Source organism: Tateyamaria sp. GN1-10 (genome assembly GCF_055693845.1).
Genome location: NZ_JBVFUR010000004.1, coordinates 3,516,893 through 3,532,368 on the forward strand (window position 1 = coordinate 3,516,893; position 15,476 = coordinate 3,532,368).

At 59.9% G+C, this 15,476-nt stretch carries 17 protein-coding genes and 1 pseudogene; 9 read left to right on the forward strand and 9 right to left on the reverse strand.

What is annotated here, in order from left to right; all coding sequences use genetic code 11:
* Positions 1-38 precede the first annotated feature (38 nt).
* Entirely contained in the window at positions 39-473 is a 435-nt protein-coding gene (locus tag ACZ1HN_RS19530; protein WP_472728696.1) for an FKBP-type peptidyl-prolyl cis-trans isomerase, read from the reverse strand.
* A gap of 134 nt (positions 474-607) precedes the next feature.
* Here ACZ1HN_RS19530 and ACZ1HN_RS19535 point away from each other — a divergent pair, with 134 nt between their 5' ends.
* The 9 genes and pseudogenes from ACZ1HN_RS19535 to ACZ1HN_RS19575 all read left to right on the forward strand — a co-directional run.
* Complete coding sequence (locus ACZ1HN_RS19535) at positions 608-1,294, forward strand: haloacid dehalogenase type II (RefSeq protein ID WP_472728697.1); 687 nt, start codon at positions 608-610, stop codon at positions 1,292-1,294.
* Complete coding sequence (locus ACZ1HN_RS19540) at positions 1,291-2,109, forward strand: alpha/beta fold hydrolase (RefSeq protein WP_472728698.1); 819 nt, start codon at positions 1,291-1,293, stop codon at positions 2,107-2,109. Before ACZ1HN_RS19535 ends, ACZ1HN_RS19540 begins: the two co-directional genes overlap by 4 nt.
* On the forward strand, positions 2,088-3,077 hold the full coding sequence (locus ACZ1HN_RS19545; protein WP_472728699.1) for a threonine ammonia-lyase: 990 nt from the start codon (positions 2,088-2,090) through the stop codon (positions 3,075-3,077). The genes ACZ1HN_RS19540 and ACZ1HN_RS19545 overlap by 22 nt, the downstream gene beginning before the upstream one ends.
* On the forward strand, positions 3,074-4,264 hold the full coding sequence (locus ACZ1HN_RS19550; protein WP_472728700.1) for an endonuclease/exonuclease/phosphatase family protein: 1,191 nt from the start codon (positions 3,074-3,076) through the stop codon (positions 4,262-4,264). The genes ACZ1HN_RS19545 and ACZ1HN_RS19550 overlap by 4 nt, the downstream gene beginning before the upstream one ends.
* A gap of 4 nt (positions 4,265-4,268) precedes the next feature.
* A complete protein-coding gene (gene pcaD, locus ACZ1HN_RS19555) occupies positions 4,269-5,057 on the forward strand; it encodes a 3-oxoadipate enol-lactonase (RefSeq protein ID WP_472728701.1) in 789 nt (262 codons plus the stop codon).
* A gap of 3 nt (positions 5,058-5,060) precedes the next feature.
* A complete protein-coding gene (locus ACZ1HN_RS19560; protein WP_472728702.1) occupies positions 5,061-6,383 on the forward strand; it encodes a lyase family protein in 1,323 nt (440 codons plus the stop codon).
* Positions 6,380-7,609: a TCR/Tet family MFS transporter gene (locus tag ACZ1HN_RS19565; protein WP_472728703.1), complete on the forward strand. Its 1,230-nt coding sequence runs from the start codon at positions 6,380-6,382 to the stop codon at positions 7,607-7,609. The genes ACZ1HN_RS19560 and ACZ1HN_RS19565 overlap by 4 nt, the downstream gene beginning before the upstream one ends.
* A gap of 73 nt (positions 7,610-7,682) precedes the next feature.
* Positions 7,683-8,777, forward strand: coding sequence for a Zn-dependent alcohol dehydrogenase (locus tag ACZ1HN_RS19570; protein ID WP_472728704.1), 1,095 nt, complete (start codon positions 7,683-7,685; stop codon positions 8,775-8,777).
* A gap of 104 nt (positions 8,778-8,881) precedes the next feature.
* A pseudogene (locus tag ACZ1HN_RS19575) lies at positions 8,882-10,098 on the forward strand (mandelate racemase/muconate lactonizing enzyme family protein); the annotation flags it as partial.
* A 10-nt stretch (positions 10,099-10,108) separates the two neighbouring features.
* On the opposite strand, the gene ACZ1HN_RS19580 reads toward ACZ1HN_RS19575, so the two are convergent.
* The 8 genes from ACZ1HN_RS19580 to ACZ1HN_RS19615 are packed head-to-tail and all read right to left on the reverse strand — an operon-like array spanning position 10,109 to position 15,461.
* The gene (locus ACZ1HN_RS19580) at positions 10,109-10,639 is read right to left on the reverse strand and encodes a CIA30 family protein (RefSeq protein WP_472728705.1); all 531 of its coding nucleotides are present in this window, start codon (positions 10,637-10,639) and stop codon (positions 10,109-10,111) included.
* Positions 10,636-11,328 carry an RraA family protein gene (locus ACZ1HN_RS19585; RefSeq protein ID WP_472728706.1) on the reverse strand — a complete coding sequence of 231 codons (693 nt, stop codon included), beginning with the start codon at positions 11,326-11,328 and terminating at the stop codon, positions 10,636-10,638. The genes ACZ1HN_RS19580 and ACZ1HN_RS19585 overlap by 4 nt, the downstream gene beginning before the upstream one ends.
* Before the next feature lie 3 nt (positions 11,329-11,331).
* A complete protein-coding gene (locus ACZ1HN_RS19590; protein ID WP_472728707.1) occupies positions 11,332-12,456 on the reverse strand; it encodes a cobalamin-independent methionine synthase II family protein in 1,125 nt (374 codons plus the stop codon).
* Positions 12,457-12,467: 11 nt separating this feature from the next.
* A complete protein-coding gene (locus ACZ1HN_RS19595; RefSeq protein WP_472728708.1) occupies positions 12,468-13,070 on the reverse strand; it encodes a class I SAM-dependent DNA methyltransferase in 603 nt (200 codons plus the stop codon).
* Positions 13,067-14,032: a cupin domain-containing protein gene (locus ACZ1HN_RS19600; RefSeq protein WP_472728709.1), complete on the reverse strand. Its 966-nt coding sequence runs from the start codon at positions 14,030-14,032 to the stop codon at positions 13,067-13,069. The genes ACZ1HN_RS19595 and ACZ1HN_RS19600 overlap by 4 nt, the downstream gene beginning before the upstream one ends.
* Positions 14,029-14,565: a DUF6653 family protein gene (locus tag ACZ1HN_RS19605; RefSeq protein ID WP_472728710.1), complete on the reverse strand. Its 537-nt coding sequence runs from the start codon at positions 14,563-14,565 to the stop codon at positions 14,029-14,031. Before ACZ1HN_RS19605 ends, ACZ1HN_RS19600 begins: the two co-directional genes overlap by 4 nt.
* A complete protein-coding gene (locus tag ACZ1HN_RS19610; protein ID WP_472728711.1) occupies positions 14,562-15,176 on the reverse strand; it encodes a pyridoxamine 5'-phosphate oxidase family protein in 615 nt (204 codons plus the stop codon). Before ACZ1HN_RS19610 ends, ACZ1HN_RS19605 begins: the two co-directional genes overlap by 4 nt.
* Before the next feature lie 3 nt (positions 15,177-15,179).
* Entirely contained in the window at positions 15,180-15,461 is a 282-nt protein-coding gene (locus ACZ1HN_RS19615) for a hypothetical protein (protein ID WP_472728712.1), read from the reverse strand.
* Positions 15,462-15,476 lie beyond the last annotated feature (15 nt).

Here is a 15,476-nt window from a genome sequence, read left to right on the forward strand (position 1 = left end):
TGGTGGGGGACGTCGTTGCGCGACAGCGGCAACGCACGTTAGCCAGCGTCTATAGACACCACTTCGAAATCAAAGGTCAGGTCCTTACCAGCCAGCGGGTGGTTGGCGTCCAGCGTAACCTCCTCTTCACCCACTTCGACCACGGTCACAGGCATAGGTTGGCCTTGGGGCGTCTGCATCTGCAGTTGGAGGCCGATCTCAAGTGGGATTTCATCGGGGATCGCATCACGCGGCACGCCCTGTCGCAGCGCCGGGTTGATCGGACCATAGGCTTGGTCACAAGGGATGTTGACCTTTTTCTTATCGCCTTCGATCATGCCCGGCAGGGCCACATCAAGCCCCGGAATGATCTGACCCGACCCGACAACGAACTCAAGCGGGTCACGACCATCCGAGCTGTCAAAGACGGTGCCATCCAACAAAGTCCCGGTGTAGTGGATGCGCACGGTGTCGCCATCCTTGATCGCGGTCATGATCCATCTCCCAACATGTCTGTCCATTTAACAGATGGCACACACTGCCCGCCCATGGCAGTAGGGTAAACCCCACCTCGCCTCTTTTCGTTGGCGTCCCTCCGTGCCAGTCTGCGCCCAAAGGAGCGCCACTAATGCCTATCACGACTTGTATTTTTGACGCCTACGGCACGCTTTTTGATGTGGCGGCAGCCGCACGCATTGCCGCGGCAGAGCCAGCCTTTCCGCAGCTGACCGACACATGGCCTGCGGTGGCCGAGCACTGGCGGCAGAAGCAATTGCAATACACATGGCTCCGCGCCATCACTGATGCGCATACCGATTTCTGGCAGGTCACGCAGGAGGGGCTTGATTGGGCACTGGAGCGCAACGGCCTTGCAGGCGACGCAGCCCTACGCGAGCGTTTGCTGGCACTGTACTGGGAATTGCAAGCCTATCCTGAAGTGCCAGCGATGCTGCATGCTTTGAAGGATGCCGGGATAAACACCGCTATCTTGTCCAACGGATCGCCAGATATGCTGAACGGGGCTGTTCAATCGGCTGGGATTGGCGATGTGCTGGACGATTGCCTGTCCGTGGAAAGCGTCGGCATCTTCAAACCGGACAGCCGGGTATATGACCTTGTCGGCCAACGTTTTGGATGTGCTGCGAACGAAGTGCTTTTTATATCCTCAAACGGATGGGATGCCGCAGGCGCGTCCGGCTATGGGTTCAACACGGCTTGGGTGAACCGCGCAGGTGAGCCTGTGGACCGTTTACCGTGGGTGCCGCAGCACGTGTTGAATGATCTGACTGGCATACCGCAGCTGGCCAGCGCATGAGCACGTTTCAAACGTCGGATGGCCTGTCACTGTATTTCGAGGATCATGGCGAAGGGCTGCCGCTGCTGTGCCTGCCCGGCTTGACCCGCACCACGCAAGATTTCCAGTACATCGCACCACATCTTCCGCCCTGCCGCCTGATCAAGATGGACTATCGCGGGCGCGGGCAATCGCAGTGGGATGACAAGTGGCAGAACTATACCTTGCCGGTCGAGGTGCGAGATGTGATGGAATTGATGGATCATCTGTCGTTGTCAGGGGTCGCCATCCTTGGCACCTCACGCGGCGGACTGAATGCCATGGGATTAGCGGCAAGTGCGCCGGATCGCCTGCTGGGTGCTGCCTTGAACGACGTTGGACCGGAATTCGACCCATTGGGGCTGTCCGGCATCATGGCGTATCTGGGGCGCCGCCCGGCCGCCCGCACTTTGACCGAGGCGGCGACAGCTTTGCCCCATGTCCTGAAGGGCTTCGAAGGCGTACCCGCAGAGCGTTGGGTGCAGGAAGCAAACACGCATTTTGTCGAAACAAAAGACGGCCTCGACATCACCTACGATCCGCGTCTGCGTGATGCGGTCGAGGCAGGTGGCGAGATGCCGGACCTGTGGCCCTTCTTTGATGCATTGGCAGGCAAGCCGCTGGCCCTGATCCGCGGTGCAGGATCTGACTTGTTGAGCGCGCAAACAGCGCAGAAAATGCAGGATCGTCGCCCCGACATGATCCTTGCCGAGGTCCCGGGGCGCGGCCATGTCCCGTTTCTGGATGAGCCCGAAGCCTTGGCGGCAATACGGACATGGATGGAGAAGCTGCTTTGAATATTGAAATAATCCGCGCGGCGGCAGCGCGGCTGGAAGGGCACGCGCGCAAGACCCCTCTCCTGAGTTCCCCATTTATTGACGAGATCGCGGACCGCCGTGTCTGGATCAAGCCAGAGTGCCTGCAACATACCGGCAGCTTCAAGTTCCGTGGCGCGTGGTCGGCCCTGTCAGCCTTGGACGAGGCCACGCGGGCCGCAGGTGTCATCGCCTTTTCCAGTGGCAATCATGCGCAAGGAGTGGCGCTTGCGGCGCAGATGCATGGCGTGCCGTCTGTCATCGTCATGCCTAGCGATGCGCCTGCTCTTAAGATCGCGAATACCAAGGCGCTTGGCGCTGAGGTGGTGTTATATGAGCGTGGGTCAGGTGATCGCGACGCGATCGGTACACAACTAGCCCAGGAGCGCGGTCTGACCCTGATCAAACCTTTCGATGAGCCGCAGGTGATTGCGGGCCAGGGCACGACCGGGCTGGAGATCGCGGAACAGGCGGCGGCTGTGGGGGTGACGACTGCTGACGTGATTGTCTGTTGTGGCGGTGGTGGTTTAACAAGCGGCATCGCCCTTGCGCTTGAGGCTGAGGCGCCGGGCTTGCGTGTGCGCCCAGCGGAACCGGAAGGGTTCGACGATGTGGCTCGTTCGCTGCGCTCAGGCGGGATCGAGCGGAACAACGCAGTATCGGGCAACATATGTGACGCCATCATCACCCCACAGCCCGGCGACCTGACTTTTCCCATCATGAAGCGTTTGTGTGGCCCCGGCCTTGTCGTCGGCGAGGACGAGGCTTTGCACGCTGTCGCGCAGGCTTTTTTGCGGTTGAAAGTCGTCGCTGAACCCGGCGGGGCCGTGGCCCTTGCTGCCGCCTTGTGTCGGCAGGACCAGATAGACGGGGACGACGTGATCGTCACAATCTCTGGCGGGAACGTGGACCCTGACATTTTCAAACGCGCATTGGACACGCTTGCATGACCGAATTCACCATCGCCAGTTTCAACGTCAAGAACCTGATCGGACCGGATCAGGAATACTACCAGTTTCAGCAATACACGCCCGAAGAATACGCTTGGAAAGTTGATTGGTTGTCCGAGCAGGTGCAGACGATGGATGCCGACATCGTGGGATTTCAAGAGATTTTTGAGGAGCGCGCGCTGCGCGAGGTAATTGATGCCGCGGACATTGAAGGCATGGCCGACAATGCCCAGCATATCCCCGGCCCCAACAAACGCTATCGGCGCAAGGCAATCTTTCGCAAGCTGGCCTATCGCCCTTATACCAACGCAGCGCTGGCTGTGGCCCCGAATGTGAACGACGGCGGACCGGGGCAGCGCCGTCCAGGTGTCGCGATCCTGTCGCGGTTCGGTTTTGAAGGTCAACCAGAGATCATTCAGGATCTGCCTGAACCCTTGGACATCGACTTTGGCCCGATGGGACCGGATGGCGGCGGCAGCTTTCGCCTGACCCGGCTGAGCCGCCCGATCCTTAAGGTGCGCATCCCTGTCGGCAATCATATCATCACCGTTTTCAACTGCCATCTGAAATCGAAACTGGGTGAGTTTGTTCCGCCCGAAGGTGCCGACTTTCCCCCCGAAGTGGATTTGACCAGTTATGATCCGGTGGGTCGCGCCTTGGGTGGGCTGCGCGCTTCCCTGCGCCGGATGGCAGAGGCGTGGGTGCTGCGCCGTGCCATTGTCGAAGAATTACGGGCCGGGCACCCGGTGATGGCCATGGGCGATTTCAACGATGGTGAGAATGCCGTCAGTTCGGAAATCATCAGCGGCGAGCATCCTTTCAAGAACTACGCATGGATGCTGCGGCACGATGCCGAAACCCCGCGCGACCGGTATTCAGAGGAAGAAGACGCGCAAATACGCGAGGATATTGAGACGGTGCGCCTGCATTCGGCGGAAAAACAGTTCATCCGCAAGTCGTCCCGCGACATGGTGTATACGGCAGCGTTTGGCGGCGTGTACGAGAGCATCGACCAGATCTACATGTCCCGCCATTTTCTACCTGACGCAAAGGGAAGCATCGGGCAGATGGACTATTTCAGCGTGTTGAACGATCATCTGACCGATGGCAGCCATGCCGAGGCGCCGTACAACAAGCTGGCCTCGGATCACGGGCAGATCATCGCGCATATGCGGTTGAAGGATTAATACCATGCACATGGCGGATTTGGGCGACGTACGCCTGCATTACCGCATCGACGGACCGGACGATGGCGCGCCGATTGTTTTCGTGAACTCGCTGGGAACAGACATGCGGTTGTGGGACCCGATTTTGCCTTTGTTGCCCGATGGCCTGCGCATCCTTCGGTTCGACAAGCGGGGACATGGCCTGTCGACCTGCCCACCTGCGCCCTACGCCATGGGTCAGCTTGTCGGTGACTGCGAACGGTTGATGGATTTGCATGGCTTCAAGGACGTAATGTTCGTGGGCCTCTCTATCGGCGGCATGATTGCCCAAGGGCTGGCCGTGAAACGGCTGGACCTGATGCGCGCCATGGTTCTGTCGAACACCGGGGCCAAAATCGGCACCAAAGAGATGTGGGCGGACCGCATTCAGGATGTGATGACCGGCGGGATCGAGGCGCTCGCCGATGCGGTCATGGATCGCTGGTTTTCAAAGGAATTTCATCGAAACACGGACCTGGAGCTGTGGCGCAACATGCTGGTCCGGCAAGAGGACGCAGGGTACGTAGGATGCTCGGCTGCGATCTCGGGCACGGATTTCTATGCGACGACGGCCACGCTACGCTTGCCCACGTTGGGCATAGCGGGGTCAGAAGACGGCTCGACCCCGCCCGACCTGGTGCGCGAAACCGTCGATCTGATCCCCGGCAGTCAGTTCCACCTGATCCGCAAGGCAGGCCATTTGCCATGCGTCGAGCGACCCGAAGAATTCGCCCGCGTGCTGACAGACTTCATGCGTGCGACGGGGCACATCTGATACATGGCGGCATCGGTCTTTTCGTCAGCCCTGTATGGGAAATTGTTCCCCACGGGTGAGGTTGGGCGGTTGTGGTCCGACAGCGCCGAAGTGCGGGCAATGCTGCTGGTAGAGGGCGCATTGGCCAAAGTTCAGGGTGCACAGGGCGTCATCCCGGAGTTGAGTGCGGCCTTTATCCATCGCTCGTCTTTGGAGGTCCAAATTGATCCTGCGGGCCTTGCTGACGCGACGGGACAGAACGGGGTCAGCGTCCCTGCCCTCGTGGCCGAATTCCGCAAGGCCATGGAAGCGCCGGAACATGCGCAATACGCTCATTGGGGGGCGACCAGTCAGGATATTATCGACACTGCGTTGATGTTGCGCCTGCGCCAGACGCTAAGCACGCAGCAAGATGTATTTGGCGACGTGCTTAGAGCGATGGCGCTTCAGGCGGAGATGCATGCCGAGACACCGATGGTCGCCCGAACCTATGGGCAGCATGCGACGCCCACCAGCTGGGGCGCGGTGCTGGCGCAATGGGGGCAACCCTTGACCGATGCGATGCTGGAACTGCCGGCCTTGCGGGATGGCTCTTTGTGGGTGTCGCTCAGCGGAGCAGCAGGGACGGCGTCCGCATTGGGGCCGAAGGCGAATGAGACACGGGCAGAGCTGGCCGATACGCTGAAGCTGCACGATCCCGGCCGCAGTTGGCATACTGACCGTGGGCCGGTCTTGCGTATTGCGGATTGGATGACACGGATCGTGGCAACCCTTTCCTCCATGGGGCAGACTGCTGTCGCGCTTGCAGCCACGGAGTCTCAGGAGATTGCACTGGATGCGGCGGGATCATCCTCGACCATGCCACAGAAGCAAAACCCGGTTGGGCCATCAACGCTGGCGGCTCTCGGCCATCAGATGACGGGTTTGCGGGCATCGTTGCAGGCAGCCGCAGCACACCAGCACCAGCGTGACGGCGCGGCTTGGTTCACAGAATGGATGGTGATGCCGCAGATTGCATTGTGCTGGGCAGCGTCAATTAACGTCGCGCACGCGCTTGTAAAAAACTGGAAGCCCAATACAGCAGCCATGGCATCCAAGTTTGACGGCCTTGGCGGTGTTCATGCCGAAGCGCTGAGTTTTGCCTTGGCACAGCAGATGGCCCGGCCTGACGCGCAGGCAGCAACCAAGGCTTTGATTGCCGACGCTGTCGCATCAAAGCAGTCATTGGAGAGCGTCGCGCGCATCGCACATCCCGATTTACCCGACAGCATTTTTCACCCATCCACCCAACTGGGCACGGCCCCCGCAGACGCACGCGCCTTTGCCAATCGGGTGAAAACCCTGTGAAGCTGCCCGTCATTTTCATCCTGCTGACGGTCATGATCGACGCGATGGGCATCGGCCTGATCGTGCCGGTCATGCCGGACCTCATCCAAGAGGTGCAGGGGATGGGGCTGGGCACCGCAGCCCTGTGGGGCGGAGTGCTGTCGACCACCTTTGCCGCCATGCAGTTCCTCTTTGGTCCACTTCTGGGCGCGTTGTCTGACCGTTACGGGCGCCGCCCAATTCTACTTGTATCACTGGTTGTGCTGGCGCTCGATTATTTGGTCATGGCCGTCGCGGGCACCATTTGGCTGTTGTTTTTAGGTCGGATTGTCGGAGGCATCACCGCTGCAACCCAATCCACGGCAAACGCCTATATGGCCGACATCTCGAAACCCGAACAGAAGGCCGCCAATTTCGGATTGATCGGAGCCGCCTTTGGCATTGGCTTTGTGCTGGGCCCCGCAATGGGTGGATTTCTGGCTGAATATGGTACCCGTGCACCATTCTACGCGGCGGCGGGCCTCGCCGCTGCAAATGCGGTGTTCGGCTATATCGTTCTGAAAGAAACCGTTGATGACCGTATTCGGCGCCCGTTCGCCTGGTCGCGCGCAAATCCTTTTGGGCTGTTCAAACACTTGGGTAAACTACCCGGTCTTGGACCACTCTTGCTGGTGTTCTTCATCTACCAGATCGCGTTCATCGTCTATCCGGCGATCTGGGCCTACTACACGGCAGAACGTTTCGACTGGTCGCCTGGTATGGTCGGCCTATCACTCAGCCTGTTTGGCATCTCGATGGCCGTGGTGCAGGGCGGATTGATCCGCCCCATGCTGCGCATTTTCGGGGAGCGCGGCGCGGTCGTCTACGGCCACATTGCGGATGTCGCCGTGTTCCTGCTTATCGGCTTTGTCAGCTCCGGGACATGGCTGCTGATCCTGACCCCGTTGGCCGCCCTGCCTGCAGTCATTACGCCCGCCTTACAAAGCATCATGTCGCAGGCCGTGGGCGACGATGAGCAGGGTGAATTGCAAGGCGCGCTTGTCTCGATTGCGGCTCTCGCAATGATAGTATCACCACTGCTGATGACTTCAGTCTTCTATACTTTCACAACGCCGGAGACAGGCGTGTACCTGCCGGGCGCACCGTTCCTATTGGCTGCTGTTTTGATGGCTGTGGCGCTGATGGTTTTTGTTCGGAAAGCGGGAACAACGGCCTCACACAACGTCAGTGGTTCAACTGCGCCCTAGATCGGTCGTTTTCCGACTTGCCTGCAAAACGCCGCTGCGTCACCGTCGCCGGAAAGGGAGACAAAGGGACAACATGCAAAAAATCAAAGCCGCTGTGTGCCACGCGTTTGGCGCCCCCCTTGTGGTGGAAGACATCATGATACGTGCCCCCGAGATGGGCGAGGTCGAGGTTACGCTCGACGCGGTCGCGATCTGCCATTCCGACATCTCCTATGCCGATGGCGCATGGGGCGGCAGCCTGCCTGCCGTTTATGGGCACGAGGCGGCCGGTGTGGTCAGCGCGGTTGGTCCCGGTGTGACGGGCCTGTCAGAAGGGGACAGTGTGATTGTCACGCTGATCCGAGCTTGTGGAACGTGTCCGTCTTGTGCAAGCGGCAAACCAACGGTGTGTGAAACACCGTATGATGGCGACAAGGGGCCAATTCGCACCACCGATGATGGCAAGCTGCATCAGGCAATGGCCTGCGGGGCATTCGCCGAGAAGGTCGTCGTGGATCAGAAGCAGCTCGTGAAAATTTCCGCCGACATATCGAAAGAGGCGGCGAGCCTGATCGCGTGCGGGGTCATCACCGGTGTCGGCGCCGTTGTGAACGCCGCCGGCCTGCGCGCCGGGCAGGATGTGGTTGTCATTGGTGCCGGCGGCGTCGGTCTGAATGCCATTCAGGGGGCTCGCATCGCGGGGGCCCGCCGCATCGTCGCGGTCGACATGACCGAAGAAAAGCTGGACGACGCCAAGGCGTTTGGTGCGACCCACGGTGTTCTGGCGACGGGCAAGTCGCCATGGCGCGCCAGCTACAAGGCCCTTGGTGGCAAGGGGGCCGAGGCGGTGATCGTCACCGTGGGCGCTATCCCCGCCTATGAGCAGGCACCCAAGTATCTGGGCCGTGGTGGCAAGGTTGTCATGGTGGGTATGCCGCACTCGGGCGACACCGCCACGTACGAACCCGTCATTCTGGCCGCGATCGGACAAGGCATGGTTGGGTCCAAGATGGGCGATGTCGTCATCCAACGCGACATCCCCTGGATGGTGGATCTGTATGAACAGGGCCGACTACAGCTCGACAGCCTGATATCCGGCCGGTGGTCACTGGATCAGATCAATGAAGCGATTGCCGACACCAAGTCCGGAACCGCGCGGCGCAACGTGATCCTTTTTGACAGGTCATAAGGGGCCAGCCCCCTCGGGCTTTGGCAACCCTGGCCTTTACCCATTCACAACAAAGATGCCATTCACCCCCGGGGTTTTTTGGAACAAAGCAGAGGGACCGTAGAATGAAGCTCAAGGACCTCGATATCATCGTTACGGCGCCCCCAGCCCCCGGTTGGGGCGGCAGGTACTGGATCCTCGTGAAGGTCACAACAGATGACGGGATCGTCGGCTGGGGTGAATGCTATGCCTCGTCCGTTGGGCCAGAGGCGATGCGGGCCGTCATTGAAGATGTATTTGACAGGCATATGCGCGGGGAAAGCCCTGAGAACATCGAACTGATGTTTCGCCGCGCCTATTCCTCGGGCTTTACCCAGCGCCCTGACCTGACCGTAATTGGGGCATTCTCGGGCCTTGAGATCGCATGCTGGGATATCTTGGGAAAATCGCGCGGGCGGCCTGTGTGGGCGCTGTTGGGTGGTCGGATGAATGATCGCATCCGTGCATACACCTACCTGTATCCCCTACCCCATCATGGGTTGGATGCATTTTGGACCTCAGCTGAAATGGCGGCAGAGTCGGCGCAGGATTGCGTGGATCGTGGCTATACGGCGGTGAAGTTTGACCCCGCTGGCCCCTATACCATGCGCGGTGGGCATATGCCGGGGATGCGGGATATCTCGCAATCCGTAGCGTTCTGCAAAGCCATTCGCGAGGCCGTGGGCGACCGGGCTGATCTACTGTTCGGCACTCATGGCCAGTTCACCACCGCCGGAGCCATTCGGCTTGGGCAGGCGCTCGAGCCTTTCAGCCCGCTGTGGTTCGAGGAGCCGATCCCGCCGGATGCCGTTGAAGAGATGGCAAAAGTGGCGCGCGCCGTGCGCATCCCGGTTGCCACGGGCGAGCGACTGACCACAAAGGCGGAGTTTGCACCTGTTCTGCGCAGTGGGGCCGCCACAATCCTGCAACCGGCCTTGGGCCGCGCGGGTGGCATCTGGGAGATGAAGAAGGTCGCCGCCATGGCCGAGGTCTACAACGCGCAAATGGCACCGCATCTTTATGCAGGGCCAGTTGAGTGGGCCGCGAACATCCATCTAGCGGCATCAATCCCGAACCTGCTGATGTGCGAGACAATCGAAACGCCGTTCCATGACCAATTGATCAAGGGGACCATCCGCATCGAGGGAGGTTTCATCACCCCCCTGAAACCCCGGGTCTGGGCATCGACGTTGACGAGGATCTGGCCCGCGCGCACCCGTATACTGGCGATGGGTTGCACCTTCAGATGCAGGATGCGCCTTGTGACTATGAAACAGGCAATAATTTCGAGGGGGTGCGCCCGCGCCACGCGATTAGCGATAAAGGCGCACGCCCGACGCAGCGATGTCTGCCTGCATCTCGCGCCCTATGGCGAGGACTCCGATACGGCGGAGGCGCATCGGGTCAAAACTGGCGTCGGTGCGGTGCGCTGTAAAAGCAGTGAATGGGAGACGGATCGTTGTCCACGTATCGGGGGCGGTGAATTCGGTTCGAAACGATTGCCACGGCCGCGTAAGTGCATCGGTCCGCAAACGCAAGTCATAGGTTTCGCCATTGCCAAGCACATCCAGAGCGATGCCCTTAAAAGCACTTGTATCTAACGCCGCGCCCCCGGCAAGGTCGAAGGCGATCTGAACGAAGCCGCCATTGTTGTCCAGCGAGACGATCCCGGTCAGGCGTGTCGCGTCCCGGCCTTGCACGACCTCTCGGGTCGCCTGTCCCGACGACACACCACCCATAACCGTGTCGGCCACGTACTCCCATTGCGGGTCCAGATCGAGGGTTTGTGCCTGTGTCATCATCGCCCAACATAGCAGGACAATGGATGCCGCCCAGCGGATCATGTGCGCGCAGCCTCAAATGCGGTCCAGACGGCTTCAAACTCCTCAAAGCCGATGCGGTTGCCTTTAACCGCATCGAAAACGATGGTCTCGGAGCGCACAAGCGTGGCGATGGCCTCGGCCAGCTTGGGCGCCACATCCTCGGGTATGACAACCGCACCATGCCTGTCGGCATGCACAAGATCACCCGGTCGAATGTCGAGACCATGGATTTGCACCGGCTGATCGTAGTCGACAACGTGAACAAATCCGTGGCTTGGTCCCACTGACCCCGCCACGACCGGATAGCCATCCGCCAGATCGCCAAGGTCCCGCATCACACCGTCGGTCAATGTGCCGGACAGGCCAAATGCCTTGTGGATGTTCGTGTTCACCTCACCCCAGTAGGCACCAATCGCGTTTGGCACGTCGAGATCCTGCACGACACAGACAGCGGGACGGCGTCCTTCGGACATGTATTTGTAGTAGGCCATACGCCTGGCCTTGACCACCTGGGGCGCTTCGGTCGGCGGGGCAAGTGCGCGAATGCGAGCGGTGCGAGCGTAGCCTACCATGACGCCGTCAGGGTCGGAGGCCAGCATTGTGCCGCGCGTGAAGGCGTTGAACCCCCGCCTGCCTTGCGCCACTTCGATGGCGTTGCAAACAGTTGGCGTGTCGACCGATTTCAGCAGGTCATGCAGCGCGTCATCCATGGCTTACCCGTTCGCCAGTGCTGCGCCTTCGGACAGCGCGGTCAGTTTGGCAAAGGCAATTTCCGGATCAACCGACCCGAAGCCCGCAAACGTGCCAAAACCGCAATCGCTGCCTGCAATAACCCGGTCGGACCCAATAATGCCGGTGAACCGTTCGATACGCTGGCGTACCACTTCGGGGTGTTCGACGAAGTTGGTGGTGGTGTCCACGACGCCCGGCACCAGCACCTTATCGTCTGGAATTTCGAATTTACGGTCACGAAACACAGTCCATTCATGTGCATGGCGAGGGTTCGACGTCTCGAATAGCACATAGCGCGCCTTGGTGGCCATCAAGGTCGGGAACACCGTGTCCATCGCGATGTCACAGGTGTGCGGCCCCTCGTAGTTGCCCCAGCAGATGTGTACGCGGACCTTCTCGGCCGGAACATCGGCCAGCGCATGGTTCAGCGCCTCAACATGCGCATCGGCAATCTTGAGGAACTCCGCATCGCTCAGCTCGTTGAACAGCATGTGCCGCGACAGGGCGAGGTCCGGGCAGTCGAGCTGCAGGTCCAGCCCAGCACCCACGATGGTTTCGTATTCGGTCTTCATCGCATCCGCGAGGGCGGCGAGATAAGCGTCGCGGGTTGGATAGAAATCATTCTGCAGAAAAAGCGAGATCACACCGGGCGATGCTGCATTCATGAACCCGCGCTCAACCCTATGTTTGGACATCGCGGCCTTTAAGTTGGCAATGTCTTTTTCCAGCTCGCCCTGTCCCTTGCTCTTCACCTCACCCGTGCACATAGGGCGGGCATATTTCGGCGTACCTCCATCATCCGCCAAGCGCTTGAGAAAACTGGGAAACTGTTTGAGATCGGCCGGCGCATTCCGCGGGCTGTCCCCGGAAAACCCTGAGTAGCGATCCTTGACATAGGTGGCATAGCTGATCTTGGACGTCTCACCATCGCTGACGATATCCACGCCCGCAGCCACCTGCTTGGCGACGGTGTCATCCACCGCTTCCGCCATGGCCGCATCGAATGCCGCCTGGTCAAACGCTTCCTCCCGCTCGCGGGCAAAGATGAAGTCGACAACCTTCTGCGTACGGGGAAGTGATCCCACGTGGGTGGTGGTAACAGGCATGGTACTCTCCTTCAAATCTTGCGCGCCATCAGAACGGAATGGCGATTGGTCTCGGGGTCTTCGGCCAAAAAACCGGTCAAACGCAAACCATTTGCCTCAAGGCATGTGGCATATTCAGCAGGAGACAGTGACGCGTGATAGACGGGCTCACCGCCAACGGCGCCGTGCGCCTCGCCCGCGTCAGGGCCGACGGTGAGCATCAGAATGCCACCCGGTTCAAGGTGGCCAGCGATCCGTCCAATGCAACCGCGCTGCGCATCTGCGGTCAGGTGGAAGAAACTGTTCCACCCGATAATGCCGTCAAAGGTTTCGCCGAGATCAAGGAGGCGCATATCGGCCTGCCGCCAATCCCCGTCGGGCCAGCGGCGGCGTGCGATGTCGAGCATCGGCTCAGAGAAGTCGACGCCTGTAACGTGGAACCCCTCGGCCTTAAACCAGCGTGCTATGGGCTCGCCCGTGCCACAGCCCAGATCGAGTACCCGCGCGCCCGACGCCAGCCCGGCGGCAAAGCGCGCAAGCCAGCGCGCCTCGAACAACGCGCGGGATCGTTGGGCATCGTAGACAGCGGCCTGGCGGTCATAGACGCCGCGTATATCATCAGGACCCGCTGTCATCCTGTCCACGTGGGGCCAGCGGGATCGTCCGTACCGACGATATGATACAGTGATGCTTCCCCCGTCATGGAAGGCACTGCGCTGTGTGGCAGGTTCTCTGGCACACTCATCGTGTCGCCCGGAGCAAGCGTGGTGGCACCACCCTCCCACGTGACGCGCCAATGTCCCCGCATCGGCATCAAAACAGAGGGTTTGTCATGGCTGTGCATGGCGTCACTTGCGCTGCTGCGGGTAATCAGGTCCACTTCGAATCCCGGTTTGTCGCGGATGATACCCGTCTCACCAATCACCTTGCAGGGCGCATCCTTGGCCAGACACACCATGTCCCAATAGCGACGCACGCCCATGCCCACGACCTGCATGGGGGCCATTTCGGGGTAGTCCTTAAGTTCCTCCTCGGTCAGCAAAGGCATGGGGTTCACCCCGTCGGGCAGGCTCTCGCCTTTCTTTGTGTCGTAGAGGCTCCCATTCTCACCCAGCACCAGTCCGTGATCCGCAGCGTCCTCAATCACCTGCGGGGCCCAGATCACACCGCCACCAGCATCATCCCCGCCAAGGATCGCCATTATCATCCCGTAATCGGTGCCGATGTTTTCGAACCCGCGGAAGATGCCCGTGGGAATATTGATTATGTCACCCTCTTCCAAAACCACTTCGCCCGCGGTTCCCCAGCGTCCCCAGAAGAACCGCCAACGGCCCGACAAGACAAAAAAGACCTCGGCCGTGCGGTGGCTGTGCAGGGAGTTGCGGCATTTTGGCGGCTGTCCTGCTGCCCCGATGTTGAACCCATGCGGGATTGAGATGTGGACATGCTGATCCGGGCTCTCCGACACGCCGCCGCCGATGATGGTGAAGTTTTCCTTTTGGTCCGAACCCGGCGTGTGCGCGTCAATGAACGCAGTTTTGCACGGCATCAGGTCGCCATAGCGCACGATGCGCGGCTCCATCTCGGCGGGGGTCATGTAGGGGTCCTTTCATGTGGGAGGGGTTGGTCGGGCAACGGATCACCCGGTAGAGTCTTGGTGAGGTCAGAGTGAAGCCAGACCATACGGTCAACGAACCAGACCTTGGGCAGGATGGTCGCGACCAAACCGAGCGCCGTTGCCCACGGGTTCAAAAAGATCAGGCCGTAAATGAGTGGCAAGACCCCCAAAGCGGCCAACGTCGTCAGCACATTGGCCGCACGCATGTGATGGGCTGGAACCTCATATTGGTCGCGGGCCAAAAAGATGCGTTCGCCCAAAGTGCCACGTGACGCCCAAGATCCGAAATCGACGGGTGGCGGAAAGGCGCGCGGATTGATCCATGTCCAGGCCATCGCGAGCAAGATCAGCGGTACGCACCACCAGCCGATCCACTGGCGGGCGTAGATGGCCAGAACAATCAGCGGCAGGCACGAGAACCGCGTCCAAACGCTCCACGGGTTCGCGTGACGCCGCCAATCGGCATCTTGCATCCCCATCAGGCGTTCGGCGGCACGGTACAGATCGGTCATCCTTGCTCTTTCAGCTTCGCGTTCTCGATTTCCAACTCAGCAATTCGCGCGGTTAACTTGTCCATCTCCGGTCCAACCAGTTGCGCAATTTCAGACGCATCGAAACGCGGTGTAATGAACTGGGGGCAGTTCCAGTCAAAGGCTTCAAGCCGGATGGTCACCAGACGCTCAACACGACCCTGCCCGTCCACTGCCAGTTGCTCCGCAAGGTTGGGATTGTCTTGTGCTTGTGCAAACGTCGCGCGCCCTTGCAGCTTCATCCGCGCCTTGCGAGGGTAGTCCATCAGGAACATTGAAACACGATCGTCGCCAGCCAGATTGCCCTCGCTGATATGCTGTTTGTTCCCGCGATAGTCCGCAAAAGCGAGCGTGTGGTCATCAAGCACCTTCAGAAACCCGGCAGGCCCACCCCGATGCTGAATGTAGGGCCATCCAGTTTCAGAGACCGTCGCCATGTAGAATGAGGTGCGCGAAGTGATGAAGGCCACCTCATCCGCTGAAAGGGCATGCGTGCGCGCGCCATAGCTGCGCGCGTACATGTCGGCAGATCTGTCTGCCTCTTGCAACGCCTTCACCGCATCCGTGAACATGAGCTCATCGTACCGACGCATGGTTCAGTGACCACCATCGTCAGAGTTGTCTTTAGCCCAAACATGATCAATCTTTGGGCGCATACTCACACGCAAATGATGTACCGCTTTTTGCTTTATTTGGTCTAAGAAGTCAGCGCTCACGATATCCAGTGTGTCCATGCCCCAATGCTCCGACATCAAATGGAAGTGCTCATGGCTCGAGCGATCCTTTGGAAACTCCAATGCATTCAGTTCAGCAAGCAACTCTTCCCGGCCTTCCTCGTCGAGGTATAAAAAGACTTGGCCATTATCGTCGTATGACAAAGCTATCCGCATTGA

Excerpts from the sequence above, each read along its gene's own strand:
- pcaD (WP_472728701.1), top strand. The coding sequence starts at position 4,269 with ATGCACATGGCGGATTTGGGCGACGTACGCCTGCATTACCGCATCGAC.
- ACZ1HN_RS19570 (WP_472728704.1), top strand. The coding sequence starts at position 7,683 with ATGCAAAAAATCAAAGCCGCTGTGTGCCACGCGTTTGGCGCCCCCCTT.
- ACZ1HN_RS19560 (WP_472728702.1), top strand. The coding sequence starts at position 5,061 with ATGGCGGCATCGGTCTTTTCGTCAGCCCTGTATGGGAAATTGTTCCCC.
- ACZ1HN_RS19535 (WP_472728697.1), top strand. The coding sequence starts at position 608 with ATGCCTATCACGACTTGTATTTTTGACGCCTACGGCACGCTTTTTGAT.
- ACZ1HN_RS19590 (WP_472728707.1), bottom strand. The coding sequence starts at position 12,456 with ATGCCTGTTACCACCACCCACGTGGGATCACTTCCCCGTACGCAGAAG.
- ACZ1HN_RS19605 (WP_472728710.1), bottom strand. The coding sequence starts at position 14,565 with ATGACCGATCTGTACCGTGCCGCCGAACGCCTGATGGGGATGCAAGAT.
- ACZ1HN_RS19580 (WP_472728705.1), bottom strand. The coding sequence starts at position 10,639 with ATGATCCGCTGGGCGGCATCCATTGTCCTGCTATGTTGGGCGATGATG.
- ACZ1HN_RS19545 (WP_472728699.1), top strand. The coding sequence starts at position 2,088 with ATGGATGGAGAAGCTGCTTTGAATATTGAAATAATCCGCGCGGCGGCA.
- ACZ1HN_RS19530 (WP_472728696.1), bottom strand. The coding sequence starts at position 473 with ATGACCGCGATCAAGGATGGCGACACCGTGCGCATCCACTACACCGGG.
- ACZ1HN_RS19600 (WP_472728709.1), bottom strand. The coding sequence starts at position 14,032 with ATGACCCCCGCCGAGATGGAGCCGCGCATCGTGCGCTATGGCGACCTG.
- ACZ1HN_RS19550 (WP_472728700.1), top strand. The coding sequence starts at position 3,074 with ATGACCGAATTCACCATCGCCAGTTTCAACGTCAAGAACCTGATCGGA.
- ACZ1HN_RS19585 (WP_472728706.1), bottom strand. The coding sequence starts at position 11,328 with ATGGATGACGCGCTGCATGACCTGCTGAAATCGGTCGACACGCCAACT.
- ACZ1HN_RS19595 (WP_472728708.1), bottom strand. The coding sequence starts at position 13,070 with ATGACAGCGGGTCCTGATGATATACGCGGCGTCTATGACCGCCAGGCC.
- ACZ1HN_RS19610 (WP_472728711.1), bottom strand. The coding sequence starts at position 15,176 with ATGCGTCGGTACGATGAGCTCATGTTCACGGATGCGGTGAAGGCGTTG.
- ACZ1HN_RS19540 (WP_472728698.1), top strand. The coding sequence starts at position 1,291 with ATGAGCACGTTTCAAACGTCGGATGGCCTGTCACTGTATTTCGAGGAT.